General features: G+C 40.9%; 15 protein-coding genes. 4 read left to right on the top strand and 11 right to left on the bottom strand.

Annotated elements, in window-relative coordinates:
* Positions 1-127: 127 nt before the first annotated feature.
* The 3 genes from ADHAQ_RS0115255 to ADHAQ_RS0115245 are packed head-to-tail and all read right to left on the bottom strand — an operon-like array spanning position 128 to position 2,926.
* The gene (locus ADHAQ_RS0115255; protein WP_026463667.1) at positions 128-715 is read right to left on the bottom strand and encodes a hypothetical protein; all 588 of its coding nucleotides are present in this window, start codon (positions 713-715) and stop codon (positions 128-130) included.
* 20 nt (positions 716-735) lie between these two features.
* A complete protein-coding gene (locus ADHAQ_RS0115250; protein WP_026463666.1) occupies positions 736-1,749 on the bottom strand; it encodes a hypothetical protein in 1,014 nt (337 codons plus the stop codon).
* A 16-nt stretch (positions 1,750-1,765) separates the two neighbouring features.
* Positions 1,766-2,926: a Clp protease ClpP gene (locus ADHAQ_RS0115245; protein ID WP_026463665.1), complete on the bottom strand. Its 1,161-nt coding sequence runs from the start codon at positions 2,924-2,926 to the stop codon at positions 1,766-1,768.
* 259 nt (positions 2,927-3,185) lie between these two features.
* Here ADHAQ_RS0115245 and ADHAQ_RS0115235 point away from each other — a divergent pair, with 259 nt between their 5' ends.
* Positions 3,186-3,503: a hypothetical protein gene (locus ADHAQ_RS0115235; protein WP_026463664.1), complete on the top strand. Its 318-nt coding sequence runs from the start codon at positions 3,186-3,188 to the stop codon at positions 3,501-3,503.
* Here the strand turns inward: ADHAQ_RS0115235 and ADHAQ_RS0115230 are convergent.
* The gene (locus ADHAQ_RS0115230; protein WP_026463663.1) at positions 3,500-3,721 is read right to left on the bottom strand and encodes a UBA domain-containing protein; all 222 of its coding nucleotides are present in this window, start codon (positions 3,719-3,721) and stop codon (positions 3,500-3,502) included. The genes ADHAQ_RS0115235 and ADHAQ_RS0115230 overlap by 4 nt on opposite strands.
* A 49-nt stretch (positions 3,722-3,770) precedes the next feature.
* On the opposite strand from ADHAQ_RS0115230, the gene ADHAQ_RS0115225 reads away from it, so the two are divergent.
* From ADHAQ_RS0115225 to ADHAQ_RS0115215, 3 genes are all read left to right on the top strand, one after another.
* A complete protein-coding gene (locus ADHAQ_RS0115225; RefSeq protein ID WP_211240590.1) occupies positions 3,771-4,040 on the top strand; it encodes a hypothetical protein in 270 nt (89 codons plus the stop codon).
* 147 nt (positions 4,041-4,187) lie between these two features.
* Positions 4,188-4,766 (top strand): Fic/DOC family protein, encoded by a 579-nt coding sequence (locus ADHAQ_RS0115220; RefSeq protein WP_026462580.1) that lies wholly within the window; start codon positions 4,188-4,190, stop codon positions 4,764-4,766.
* Between the two features lie 615 nt (positions 4,767-5,381).
* A complete protein-coding gene (locus tag ADHAQ_RS0115215) occupies positions 5,382-5,915 on the top strand; it encodes a DUF4468 domain-containing protein (protein ID WP_026463661.1) in 534 nt (177 codons plus the stop codon).
* On the opposite strand, the gene ADHAQ_RS0115210 is transcribed toward ADHAQ_RS0115215, so the two are convergent.
* Genes ADHAQ_RS0115210 through ADHAQ_RS0115180 form a run of 7 tightly spaced genes read right to left on the bottom strand, consistent with a single transcriptional unit; the run spans position 5,916 to position 12,575 of the window.
* A complete protein-coding gene (locus tag ADHAQ_RS0115210) occupies positions 5,916-8,405 on the bottom strand; it encodes a coiled-coil domain-containing protein (protein ID WP_026463660.1) in 2,490 nt (829 codons plus the stop codon).
* Position 8,406: 1 nt separating this feature from the next.
* On the bottom strand, positions 8,407-10,512 hold the full coding sequence (locus tag ADHAQ_RS0115205; RefSeq protein ID WP_026463659.1) for a hypothetical protein: 2,106 nt from the start codon (positions 10,510-10,512) through the stop codon (positions 8,407-8,409).
* Positions 10,512-10,937, bottom strand: a complete 426-nt coding sequence (locus tag ADHAQ_RS0115200) for a Rossmann-fold NAD(P)-binding domain-containing protein (RefSeq protein WP_026463658.1) — start codon at positions 10,935-10,937, stop codon at positions 10,512-10,514. Before ADHAQ_RS0115200 ends, ADHAQ_RS0115205 begins: the two co-directional genes overlap by 1 nt.
* Positions 10,921-11,343 carry a hypothetical protein gene (locus tag ADHAQ_RS0115195; RefSeq protein ID WP_026463657.1) on the bottom strand — a complete coding sequence of 141 codons (423 nt, stop codon included), beginning with the start codon at positions 11,341-11,343 and terminating at the stop codon, positions 10,921-10,923. Before ADHAQ_RS0115195 ends, ADHAQ_RS0115200 begins: the two co-directional genes overlap by 17 nt.
* Positions 11,340-11,546 (bottom strand): hypothetical protein, encoded by a 207-nt coding sequence (locus ADHAQ_RS0115190; protein WP_026463656.1) that lies wholly within the window; start codon positions 11,544-11,546, stop codon positions 11,340-11,342. Before ADHAQ_RS0115190 ends, ADHAQ_RS0115195 begins: the two co-directional genes overlap by 4 nt.
* A gap of 25 nt (positions 11,547-11,571) precedes the next feature.
* A complete protein-coding gene (locus tag ADHAQ_RS0115185) occupies positions 11,572-11,904 on the bottom strand; it encodes a hypothetical protein (RefSeq protein ID WP_026463655.1) in 333 nt (110 codons plus the stop codon).
* Between the two features lie 38 nt (positions 11,905-11,942).
* Entirely contained in the window at positions 11,943-12,575 is a 633-nt protein-coding gene (locus ADHAQ_RS0115180) for a LamG-like jellyroll fold domain-containing protein (protein WP_026462588.1), read from the bottom strand.
* Between the last annotated feature and the right edge of the window lie 2 nt (positions 12,576-12,577).

The raw sequence follows: 12,577 nt of genomic DNA, 5'->3' as shown, positions 1-12,577 counted from the left end.
TAGCTAACCAGGCCTGTGCTCTTTCTTCTAGTTCTTGTGGTTCCATATTTTAAAGTGAAAAGCCGCAAGCCTTTGCAGACATGCGGCTCTCAATCACCAAAAACAAATAAAAATTAACCAGTAAAAATTAGGCGGCTACTGCTAAGAGCGCATCCAGGTAAGCAATATCATCTGCCATAGTTGCCCCGAAAGAAGCAAATACCGGCAGTTTATCTTCTTCACCAGCAAAGGTTAATACCAGGTTAGAAGCATCACCAGCAGCCGTACCAGAACCACCTGCGGAGGTCATGGTTAAGCCTTCTGCTAATCTTCCATTGCCAGCTACTAATCCGTAAGCTTCCATTTTGCCGTGGTTCAGTTCCACAATAACAAACAGGTCATCAGCACCAGCTAACAATTCCAGCGTTTCCTTTTCGGTCTGGCTGTCATAGTAAGCGGCAAATACCACGTTGTGCTGGAATAATGGGCCGTTGTCAGTTTGGGTATTACCCAAAGAAGTATTGTTTTTATATTTCCGACCTGTTGCAGAAATCAGCTTGGTACCGGGTTTCATTACTAAGGTTTTTAATTCCTTGGTAGTAGCGTCCAGGGTATAAGCTGATACATCTGCTAAAGAGCCAATGTAAATTCTTTTCGAGATTCCACCCTTCTTTTTAAGGGCTTCACAGGAGGGATCAAGATTGACCGCTCCCGTTATTGGTGCACATTCTGCCATGTTTATCTTCTCCTTTCAGGTTAGTAAGCAACCGCCATCAACTCACCTAAACCAATGGCAGCACCTAATTTGTACTCCACTCTCAGGTAGTTCATTTGTGGTTTTTTCTCGTACCAGAAATCAATGGTGGTAAAGTCTGATTTTAAATCAGTTGCTAACGTGATGTTATTGATAGCAGTATACCAGGCGCGGTGAGGGCTTTCAATGTTACCAGCAGGGGCAAAGTCAACCTTTAAATAACGATCTACTAAACCAAGTGGAACCACCGGCACACCAAAGTAGGTCAGGGTTTTTAAGCCGTTTTGCAAAACAGCCCATGAGCTTTCCAGTTGGTTGTTGCTGGCCAGGTATTGCAGGTAGTTGTTGTAAACCGATTTGGTTACTACCATGATTTTGCTCGCTTCATCCAGCTCCTGCAGCTCATCCGGAGCATCAAAGAACAATGGAGCTAATACTAAATCCTTAGCAGCACCAGCCGCATCCATAGCATTATCTGCTAAAGTGGCTACCCGTTTGATGCTGGTATCAGCAACACCAGTGAATATCTTTTTCCAGATACCGTTAATCTGGTTGTAATCAGCAGAAGCGTTTGCTGTGTCACCTAATAAAGCAATTCTTAACAGGTCACGTTTGATGATCGGACTGCCGATATCAACTAAAACCTGCTCTAAAGCGGTTCCGGTTAAATCGTTACGGTCTACGCCTCTTTTCTTCATGGCCTGTAAAATAGTGCCATCAAAGTCTTTAGCGCATTGCTCCATTTCAACGGCTAATTCTGTTACCGTTACACTGTCATCAATCAACTCCCCAAAGTTGCCAGCAGCATTGAAGCCACAGCCCACTTTCTTTTTGGTCACCTTATCGGCTGGAATCATTTTATACAGTGGCTCGGAAGTCACAACATCTTCCCGGATATCTATACCTAATGAGGTAAGTTCAGGGGTTTCTAATACCGGCTTAAAGAACAGATTAGCTTCTAAGCCTTCTGCATTAGCTTTACCGCCGTAGGTTACATCAGTGGTTAAAATTGCCATTTTTAATTATCCTTATTTATTTAATTTTTAAATTCTTTGCCACCTTGTCCAGTGGATGACCACCTGCATTACCATTGTCACCTTTGAAGTTTTGCGGAGGGTTTGGGGTCTTATCACCACCACCAGGTACAGTCTTTTTCAGGGCTGTTATCTCGGCTTTCAAGTTGGTTATTTCCGTGTCCTTTGCGGAAGCCTGAGCCAGTTGGTCTTTCAGGTTCTGAATCTCCTGATCCTTTTCGGCTAAAGCCTGAGCATTGGGATCTACTGCCTCAGCAATAGAGCTAACTGTACCACCAGCTACCGTAATGGTCTGGCCATCTTCCAACTCGTAAGAGCCATCGGCTAATGGGGTAGTCAATTCAGCATCAGAGAAAACAGCAGTGCCTTCTGCTAGCTCACCATCAAAGTAGATGGAAGAACCATCTTTTAAGGGTTTGGAAGCTGCTACAACAGCCGGAGGGGTATCTTCATTTTTGGGAGTAAACAGAGCTTTAAACTTGTTTGCTATTTTCTCCACTATGGAATTTTCTTGCTCTTCTGTTAGCATTTCATCAGTATTAGTTGATTGGATATTCTTAGGATTATAAAAGGCTATTGCCTTGGATTCACGTTGCTTTACTGGCATTACCGGAGCTTCTTCCAATACCCTGTCCAGGTATCCGCGCTCAACAGCTATTTCAGGATTTATAAATTGTTCTTCTTCCAGATGGGCGTTTACTTCTTCCGCCGATAACCCGGAACCCTGTACATAGATATTAGTCAGGGTGTGCTCGAAATTATCCAGCGTTGCCGCCATCTTTCTCAGGTCGTTGGCATTGGCGTAAGGGATACCACTAAACAAAGGCTTGTGCATCATCCAGGTAGAAGCAGCACGTGCTTCACGCATACCAGGAGAAGCCGCCTGTACAATGGCAGTAGCCATAGAAGCAGCCATACCCTCCACAATTACCCGAACAGTACCTCCTTCTTTTTTGAAGTCAACTAATCGGTTATAGATCCGGTATCCTTCAATAATATCACCACCAGGAGAATCCACATGAACAACTAAATCTTTGGCATCCGGATTGGCTTCTAACATACCATCCAGCATAAAAGCCATGAATCCCGGCCACATAAAGAAGCCATCATCCATTACTCCGATAACATCATCAATCCTGATATGTAATTCTTTTGCCATTGAGTAAATATATTACATTTAAATTATTACTTTTATGTGTTAAATAATTACCAATTGGATTTTACCCGGTAAAATATTGAAAAGAATTAAGGATACAGTTGTTATAGAAATACCTGTAGCTTTATCCACCAATAAAGCGCTTAAAATAGTAGCTAAACAAAAGGGGTTCCCCACCGTAAGAAGGCTACTACAACACCTGATTCACAAGACCCTCCGTGAATCAGAGTAATCAATCATCCACCTTTCTTATTTTTACATTATGGCTTTTGAACTAGAGAAGCTATACAAATTCAACGCGCTCACTTATGAGCAGCGAGCAGATAAACTATTGAATGAAGGCAATTACATTTGTTCGAGGGAACGCGGCGCTGACGTTCACCTTTTTTGGATGCCCGATGGAGAATATTGGGGAGAAATCTGGCTTAAAACCGGCACTACTGAACTGGTAAATATCCGGTCTTTTATCTATGAGGATGCCCTTGCCTGGTACCCGGAATTAGTCCGGATGAGTGAGGAGCGGTTAAATGAAGTCAAGAATAAGAAGTTTCCCGGCGCGGAGGGGTTGAGTTTTAGTTAATAGGTTGGAGATAGGGTTAATGATTTGCAGATTTTATCAACACCTTCTTTATTAATCAATTCTTGCTCTTCCTTGTTTGGGAAACGCCCTATAAAAACTACGAACCGCAAAGCGCTCCAAGGGTTGCAAAACAGTTCATCTAAGGATTTTATAACCTGTTCTTCTGAAAAACCAGTAAGTAAACAAATCTCATTAATTAACTCTTCTCGTGTTTCCATACACTAATATACGTTAATTTATTTATAATAGTATCTTTAAGCCATGAGCATGGATACTGAACAATTCTACGAGCTGCTACAGTTAATCGGCACCGTACAGAGCAACCAGCGGCAAATAAAAGAAAAACTGGAAGAGGTTAAGCAGCAATTACCCGATGTTTTGAAACTGGATTTAATAGACCACTTCCAATTTAAAACCAGTATAGATTCCATTAATTCACACCTGCGGAGCATCGAGCAGATTTATGCCAATGCAGAGGGACATTTGGGGATTGCTAAGAATGTACTGGAACGGGAAATAAAAAAGCCTCTTGATTAGGAGAGGCTTAGTTTTAGAAGTTAATTGTAGTTTTTTCTAATAACTCATAATTCGTTCAAGAATCTAACCCCATCAACTAATCTGCACCCAAGCTGTAACTTTAAGTTTTATTAAATACTTACTACATTAGTAGCTTTAAAAAGCATTATGGGTGAATATACAGACGCGCCTGAAGATAATATTCTAAATATTTCAGATAAACAGGAGTTAAACAATCAAGAAGCAAAAGGTATTTTAAGAGCTGAAGATTATATTTTTAATCTAGACTTACCTTTAGATATTAATCCTTTCCTTATCAAGGATATTCACCATGCTGCCTTCCATCACCTTTATTTATGGGCCGGTAAATTCCGAACGTCTACCCCTACTGTAGGGAATTTCCTGCCTCCACCACCTAGTCAGATACCTGGACATATGTATCAATATACTGATGAAGTAAACCACAGGTATAATAATATTAATAATGAAGACGACTTAGTAAGGTGCTTAGCATATGCACATCACAGGTTAGTTTGGATCCACCCATTTACAAATGGAAATGGCAGAACGTCTAGATTGTTTACTGATTTACTCGCCTACTCTAAAGGGTATCAAGGCATTCAATTATATCAACGGGATGCAAGTGAGGACAAAAAAAAATATCTGCAAGCTATTAGGCAAGCAGATATTTTAGATTATAGTGAGTTGGAGAATATGATTAGAACGCAGCTACGCGCTTTGGAATAACATAATTCTCACGTTTAACTTCAGAATACAATTCATTTATCTTTTGCATAGACACACCTTGATCCTCAAGCTGCATAGTGCCATAAACGGACTTAACAACCATGTTTCTCACAAAGCTTTCGTCCTTTAACCGAGGGAATCTATCTCTTAATTTCACGATCTAATTACAATTTAATTTAACTCTTGGTACCAACATTGTTTTACAAATGCTTTACAAATGTTGTACAACTCCTTTACAATATTAAAATTTATTTTAATTACTTGTATACGGCCAGTCCTAAAAAAGTTATATATCTTCTTAAATAACTATTGGCAAGGCATTTTAGTTTCCCCTTCGCTGTGGAATTAAAAACGAGCTTATACTAAAAAGTATTGTGCCAAGGATGGAGTTGAAACAAATCCCATATATCCTTGAATATCAATTAGTTTTACCCCATAACACAACTATGATAGGTTTGTGCATTACATTGGTCTGCTATACACAAGAATCATTACAAGTAACTATTTTACATATAATATTTGCTTAAAGTAATTATTACATATACTTTTTGTCCAATTACTGCCTTTTTAATTATTCAAATCTTTCCCTACATTAGTATCTTTAACCCAAGCCCCATGAAACACTTATTACGCCTGCTGGCCTTTCTGATCCTGTTGCCGTTGGGCTTAAAGGCTCAGACCTTACCAACTGATGAAACGGGCAAAATTAGTTTTACTGAAGTAGTGGACGTGCCCAATACCAGTAAATCTGAACTTTACACCAAGGCTAAACTTTGGATAGCTGAATCTTTCAGGAGTTCTTCAGCAGTTACTCAGTTTGATAGTGATAGCTTAATTATTGTTAGAGGAACTCGCCCAGTGATAATTGCAAACAAGTATGCTGCAAACACTGCTAATTTAAGGTTTACTCAAAAATATTATTTTAAAGATGGCAAATATAAGTTTGTCACCACTGATTTCTCTCCGGATGGATCCATAATTTATGATAAACAAAACTTTATATCCCCTGAGAATTACCCTATAAAAATGAAGTTGGTTAGAGAATCATATGCCTCTTACTACAAAGGTGCAGTAGAGGCTATGAATGATATTCACAATTCTTTCAAGGTCGGGTTTTCTAAACTTATTTCAAGCAAAAATGACTGGTAATTAAATATCAGTTTTTGATTGTTTTACTTCCGCTTTAGATAAACCTGCTTTGATATCTGATACTGTTACAACCTGTCTTACTTTGGCTATCTCGGAAGCTAGTCGTTTGTAATCAATGGCAACGCCTGCGCTCTTTGGTATAATAACCGGAGCGGGTGTTGCTGTTATTCCTCCGGCTGCCATAAACTGTTTCACAGTAAGTGGTTTACCCCCTCCGGCAACGTTTATTGCACTAAGTAAGTCTCTATATTTCGAGGTGCTGGTTTTATTAATTACTGCCTCTCCCCCTTCAACAAGCACATTACTAAAAGCCCCCGTTCCTCGGACACCTCGGTTTGGCCCTGAATGGCTTTCACCTTCCACTATGCCACCTTGCCCCATACTAACCTCTTTAACAGTTTGAGCTGCTACTGTTGCTACTCCTATGCCAGCCCTGATTTTTGCAGCCAAAGTTAAAGGTGGTATGAGTAAAGGGAATGCTGCATATGTAGCCCCAATTATGGCTATTTCTCTTTGCAAATTAACAAGAATGTCAGCAATGGCTAAGGCCTTTTGTGTTAAAAAGAAAGTTGTAGCAAGTTCACTTTGTTCCCCTAAGAAGCCTCTTAATATTTCTAACCCTTGCTGACCGGCATCAATTCTAGTTTGATTCAACTCAAATTCAGCATCTTCAACAGCCGATTTATACCGCTTTTCATCCTCAATCTTCTTAACAGTACCCTCCATCTGCTTTTTTACATGCTCTTCATTCAAAGGCCCTAAAACCTTAAAGACAAAATCCTGTTGCTTAATTTCTAAGTCCTTAAAATAATCGTCATATATTTTCAGGATTTCATGGGCTGCTTTCTTCTCATTCAATACCCTTCTTTCCCGGCTGATCTTCGCCCCGGTGTTGTCAATTTCCAGTTGTTTGCGGATAAGTTGCTCCCGTAATTTCAACTCTTCCAGGTCTCCTTTTTTAACCTGATCCAGCCTTAATTCAATATATCCTTTCTGAATATCCAGTAACTCCTTACGTCTTTCTAAAGCGGCTTCCACTTCTTTTTTAGCTTCTTCCAGACGGTCTTTTGCTTTTTCTTTGGCATCCTTTTCAGCATCTTCCTTTTCTTTAGCCTGCCGGTTTCGCTCCTGAGTATTCAGCACAGCCAGATCAGTGTATAAATCCTTCATCCGTTTTTTCTCTTCTTCTGTCAGCTTGCCTTTTTCTCTTTGGTGCCGGATAAGCAAGGCCAATTCCTGAGACATTAACCGTTGCCGCTTTTCGTAAATCTCCCGCTCTTTATCACCCTGGGCTTCCAGAATCTTAATATCATCCTCAACCGCTTCCTGCCGTTTGCTTATGTTCTTTAAGGCTTTCTCGGTAGCTGTATCCACTAAACCCATAGACTGACCAGTTCTTTCCAGCCACTTCACTACGCCGCTAAAGTTTTCATTGAAAAAGGTAGCAACTTTGGAAGCAATGTTAAACTTATCGGTAAAAGCAACAATAGCTACACCAGCCGCCACCAGACCAGCAATCAATAAGCCGATAGGATTAGATTTAATAACCGTATTAAAGATTCGGGTTGCTACTGTAGCCGCTCCAGTTGCTGTTGTTTTGGCATTAGTAGCTAAAGTGGCTGCTTTGGTAATTACTACACCAGCCGCTTCACCGGCATTGGCTATGCCTATCTGAATATTGCGGAGGTTTTGCGCTACGGCAATGGCCCGTAAACTAGCAGCCTGTGCTGCGTTTACTCCTTCGTTTTCACTTTGGACAATGTTTAATAACTCAAATCCAGAAATAACAGCACCTGTTACATCCGCTAAGGAGTCCATGGCTGCCGCTTCCGGGTTTCGTGGTTCCCGGTTACCGAACTCATCAAACTTGCCGGTTAATATTCCTAGTTTGTTAGTAGTTTCATCAATCTCATCCTGCGTATTTTTAAACTCCTCCGAGTTAAAATTCATCTGCTTTTGAGAAGCTACTAAATCTTTTAGTTTTTGTTCTAAACCAGCAATGGATTCAGCATAAAGTCCAACATTTCTACCTCCTTTATTTACACCCAGATCAAACTCATTAAGAGCCTTATTAGCTTCATCTGAGGTTTTTTTGGCTTCTAAATAAGCATCAGTAAGTTTATAAGTACCATCAGCATTGGCCTCAAGGGTTCCTTCTAACGTGTTCAGCTTGTTCTTTGCAATAATGGCAGCGGCTGCTAATTGCTGATAACTTCCTGCTGCCGCCTCGTTCTGTTTGGCGTTAAGCTCTAATAGTTTTGCCTGTGTTCTATATTCAATATTTAAGGAGTTAATATTGGCTTTATAATCCACCAGCATCTTAGCTTGGGCCTCAGTGGTTACACCTGTTCTTTTAATTTCAGCCTGTAACTCTCTATAAGCTTTATTCTGACTGGCTAAAAGCAAAGTGATTTCCTTTAACCTATCACGGGTTGGACCTTCATCTACTTTAATACTTAATACAATTGCTTCGCCTGCTTTCTGTGCCATGTTACAATCTTACAAGCTCCCATTCAGTGAGGGAGTGACTATTAATGAATTCGTTTATTTTATTGATGTAGAAATATTGCTGCCAGTAATCCACCCAAACAGGAACGCTCTGGTCAAAGTCCTGAATGAATTGCGCCGGTGTTTTAACCTGTACCCTTATTACTTTGGTACTATCCAGGATAGCCAGCAACGTAGGGTAAAAGGTAGGTATGATATAATCTTGAATGTTCAGGTCATACTCCTTAGCCGGATCTACATGATAAGCTATAAGACTTTCTACGGTTGCGCTTATTCCAGCAAGCGCTACAAAAACATTTCCTTCTGTTGTAAATCTGGGTTCATTATGCCCGACAAATTGCTCATTAGCATTATACTCGTTCCCAAAATAATGCACCTTGCCTTGTCCGTGAACTCTATAAACGCCCCACTGCTTAATTTCACCTGAAACAACACCTTCCAAAATAGTAAACTGTATCTTATCCGGCCCCTGTACTACTAGTCTAGGTTCTATACTTTGCTCATCATATTGCACCGGGTTGGTTTCCGGCTTTGCCTTCCACATTGGTAAAGACAATGGCTCACCTAATTTTTCAGTAGCAGCATAAGGTAGTTCTATAATAGTTTTCTCAGCCTCTAACGTGGTATTATAAATCAAGACTTCACCATTATTAAAGCCTTTGGTTACTGTCTTATCCTCCTGCCAAACAATCTTATTCCCCTGGGCAAAGTCTCCGAATTTGAAAGAAGGTTTTACAGCTTCCGGATGGTGCACCCATTCAGATATATCAATGGCTTTAGGAATATTGTCAACCACCTGAGCAAAGGTGTTAATCTTGATTATATCCCGGAAAAGGTCTGTTTGGAAGGTAAGACCAAAGAGTTGCACAATACTTTTAATAAACTCCTTTTGGGATAGATCCGGCAACCATTGGGCTAATTCTACGCGGCCTCCTTTTGGGAATTCCCCTAAAACCGTTCCGGAAAAGTATGGTGTTTCGGTTCCGGCAGTCTGATACTTAATCCAAAGTTTAGGAGAGATAACATAAACTAATGAATCAGGCTCTGTTTTAACATAGGCTTCTACTATATCTCCAGCTTTTAACAGTTTAGCCTCTGTAGATACTGTTAAGAATCTGGTTGCATCTCCGGTAGGATCAAGCGGATTAGGTCTTATCTTATTGGTAAAGCTAGTGCCTCCAATGCTTTCTCCGTTTACCCTTATCTCCAAAGTTGCTTTTAAAAAGCCCGTTAAAGAGCTTATCTTAACTTTTACCCCTGCGGTAAAGGTCATAATTCTGGGCGTATCCACTACATACCGGAAGTTGTTTAACTGGTAACCCCCATTGGTGTCTACCCCAAAGCCAGTTTTTACAAAGTTGAATTTCAGTTTGTGGTTGCCATTTCTAACATCGTCTCCATCTTCCACTACTTCCGTAGCATTGGTAGTTACCCGAAACTGTCTTGCCCGTTTATACTCCTCATTAAACTCAAACAATTCACTTAATGGCAGCAACATTTTATCCAGCATCGGATGCTCAAAGCCGGTATAGGTAAAGCCAGCTTCTGAAAATACCTTTTCCCATACTTGCCTTACAAATACAGAAGGGTACAAACTAAAGCAATCAACCTGGTTCAGGTTTAACTCCTTGCCCCGGTGGTAAAGGTCATACACAAAGCCTTGCTGCCAGGTATCATTGGTAGTATTGTTCTTAATGGTGCCGTAATCCCAGGTATGGTTAAACTCGGACAGGTCTAAATCCCGAATAGATTTGTCTCCTAATTCATTAAAGAAGTTCCTATTGCCGCTATACACATCTAATTCAAAGCTACCATTAAGCAGCTCCCCTTTACCATAGGGTACCACCTCCACACCATCCTTAAATATCCGGGCATCTAATACCTTGTAAGGAATACCAGTAGCGGAATTAACCTGATCGGCAAAGCCTAACAGCTTCCGGTTCTTTTGGGTAGGTGGTAAGGCTATGCTGTTCGTATAATGAGCTTGAATGGTGTCTGGAGACATGATATTATTTGCCTGCAGCGTTAAGGCTACCACAGCCTCACCCAGCTCTACCTCTTCGCCCTCAAGTATAAGTTTGTCAGCCATTAATTCTGTTGTGTGTTGCGTTTGCCTAAATCAATTTGCAGGGTAATGGTTTGCCTTTTCTCGGCTCCGGTGATAATCTTATCATTGTAGCTGGTCAGCTTCACATCCTGCACCGTACCATCAGGATGCACCCGTTGTACTCTGGGAGAACTTTGGATAAAAGCTATAGCCCTTGCCTGATCTTTGGTCAGGTTACCAGCTCTCACGGTTAAGCCATCGTTTACCTGTTTGGCTAAAACCGTTTCTACTCTTGCGCCCACTGGTAAGTAGTAACTGCTTTCGCCTTCGGCTGCATCTTCATCGGTATCGCCCGTAAAGAGCCAGCCATCCCAGCCACAGATCGGATTTAACCAGCGTAAGAATATCCCATTAGCCGGACAATGGCGCTGAATTTGGATGGTTAAGGTTTTAGTGTATTGTGGCATTGTAGAATAAATAGAAAGAGATAAAAAGGCCAATCAGTTTAGCCGTTAGCATTACTACTTCATGGTGATTAAACCTTCTGAAGAACTTATCAATGGCTGCAGTCTGGCCAACGTACAACAAGGACTTGCCCCTGTGTATATTCAGCAGCAAGTCAAACACCAGCCAGAACTCAAAGAATAATAGTAGTTCTCCTGCCCAAAAAGACAGTAGACTATTAGCCACCAGAGGTAAACAAAAGCCAGCAATTACAGCCATCCGGATAGTAGCACCTTGCCGGTGCCACTTACTCCGTAAAGAATCTTTACTGCCATCGGCTAATATTGCCTTGTAGTCTTGTCGGGAATCCCAATAGATGTAGGGCAAAAACAGGTAAGGCAATAGCGTAGCGTAGATGGTTAGTATCATTTTATCCGCTTTAAATTGTAAATAGCGGATAACACAGCCAGCACAACACTGGCAACAATCACTGCCTGCGTCGTATTGGCAAAGCCGTCGTTGCTGTTGCCTTCCAGAATTAGGGTAACAATAGCCCCCAGGATTATCCAAAGCACCCAATTATGTAAGGAGCCTATGGCTGTCAGGAATAATAAGTCTAAAATTTTTTTCATATAATAGCTTGAGTTAAGGGAATTTTCATGGTTGTACATTAGTATTAACTGGCACACTGAACTTGACAATCTCCACGGTTACCACATAGCTGATATCCTGATCCAGCGCATCCTCTGAGTGCGCACTTGGATTGGTTACCATCTTTTCCTGTATATCCGGATTGGTTGCCACTAACCATGCTAATGGCATGGTATTCCATTTGTCTGGGTTGTTAATAATGTTTTGGAAATAAGGGTGCTCTGTTGTCCGGTTTGGGTCTAATAAAACTGCTACCGCTATATCATAAGCAGCTATCCGGATTTTATCGTGTAATAAAGGGCTGTTAATTAAATTTTTACGCTGTTGTAAGGTTGCCATGTATAATTAGTTAAAAGTTAAAATTCTACTGTTAAAAGTTAAGCCGGGCTAAAGGCGATGTTGTCTGTATAAGTTGGATGGTAGTTATTCCCTGAATAGTCCAGAAAGTCCTCGTGCAGTTTCCAATAAAGCTGCAGCCCACTTAAATCTCCACTGCCAGAGCGGATAGCAGCTATTTGTTCCGGGGTTTTATGAGTATTAAAAAACATCACCTCTCCAATCAGGCCGTGAACATTGGTATTAATCCGGAAACTAGCCATCGGGTTAGTGGGACCATCAGTAAAGATTTTACTAGCTATGGCAATACCATCTTTTACCCATGAGGCCTCTTTGGTAAGCCCATTAAAACTAAAGGCCTGGTGGTTTAATAGATCTACCTCTAATACATTACCAGGAATATCAATAGGGGTCAACCGGTTTTGTTCATTCCCAAACAGGTAATTACCAGCATAAATACTCCCTTGTGCGTCAGAGTGCATATTAAAGCCATTACTCCAGTCGTATCCAAGGTTTTGATTGAAATCAGTCAGCGTTGCAGGTTTAAACCAGAAGCAAACTGTATGGCTGGTTATATCCAAATTCAGCCCTGTATAGGTTATATGCCCCCCATCCATAACGGCATAGCCTTTGGAGGTGAAATTGCTTCTTATAATTCCGTGTTTTAACAGCATGC

Origin of the sequence: Adhaeribacter aquaticus DSM 16391, from assembly GCF_000473365.1 — a bacterium.
Classification (GTDB): Bacteria; Bacteroidota; Bacteroidia; order Cytophagales; family Hymenobacteraceae; genus Adhaeribacter; species Adhaeribacter aquaticus.
Note: the sequence above shows the minus strand (reverse complement) of the source record. Positions and strands in the feature narration are given on the sequence as shown.

Excerpts from the sequence above, each read along its gene's own strand:
- ADHAQ_RS0115245 (WP_026463665.1), bottom strand. The coding sequence starts at position 2,926 with ATGGCAAAAGAATTACATATCAGGATTGATGATGTTATCGGAGTAATG.
- ADHAQ_RS0115195 (WP_026463657.1), bottom strand. The coding sequence starts at position 11,343 with ATGATACTAACCATCTACGCTACGCTATTGCCTTACCTGTTTTTGCCC.
- ADHAQ_RS0115215 (WP_026463661.1), top strand. The coding sequence starts at position 5,382 with ATGAAACACTTATTACGCCTGCTGGCCTTTCTGATCCTGTTGCCGTTG.
- ADHAQ_RS0115255 (WP_026463667.1), bottom strand. The coding sequence starts at position 715 with ATGGCAGAATGTGCACCAATAACGGGAGCGGTCAATCTTGATCCCTCC.
- ADHAQ_RS0115250 (WP_026463666.1), bottom strand. The coding sequence starts at position 1,749 with ATGGCAATTTTAACCACTGATGTAACCTACGGCGGTAAAGCTAATGCA.
- ADHAQ_RS0115185 (WP_026463655.1), bottom strand. The coding sequence starts at position 11,904 with ATGGCAACCTTACAACAGCGTAAAAATTTAATTAACAGCCCTTTATTA.
- ADHAQ_RS0115210 (WP_026463660.1), bottom strand. The coding sequence starts at position 8,405 with ATGGCACAGAAAGCAGGCGAAGCAATTGTATTAAGTATTAAAGTAGAT.
- ADHAQ_RS0115235 (WP_026463664.1), top strand. The coding sequence starts at position 3,186 with ATGGCTTTTGAACTAGAGAAGCTATACAAATTCAACGCGCTCACTTAT.
- ADHAQ_RS0115180 (WP_026462588.1), bottom strand. The coding sequence starts at position 12,575 with ATGCTGTTAAAACACGGAATTATAAGAAGCAATTTCACCTCCAAAGGC.
- ADHAQ_RS0115230 (WP_026463663.1), bottom strand. The coding sequence starts at position 3,721 with ATGGAAACACGAGAAGAGTTAATTAATGAGATTTGTTTACTTACTGGT.
- ADHAQ_RS0115225 (WP_211240590.1), top strand. The coding sequence starts at position 3,771 with ATGGATACTGAACAATTCTACGAGCTGCTACAGTTAATCGGCACCGTA.
- ADHAQ_RS0115190 (WP_026463656.1), bottom strand. The coding sequence starts at position 11,546 with ATGAAAAAAATTTTAGACTTATTATTCCTGACAGCCATAGGCTCCTTA.
- ADHAQ_RS0115205 (WP_026463659.1), bottom strand. The coding sequence starts at position 10,512 with ATGGCTGACAAACTTATACTTGAGGGCGAAGAGGTAGAGCTGGGTGAG.
- ADHAQ_RS0115220 (WP_026462580.1), top strand. The coding sequence starts at position 4,188 with ATGGGTGAATATACAGACGCGCCTGAAGATAATATTCTAAATATTTCA.
- ADHAQ_RS0115200 (WP_026463658.1), bottom strand. The coding sequence starts at position 10,937 with ATGCCACAATACACTAAAACCTTAACCATCCAAATTCAGCGCCATTGT.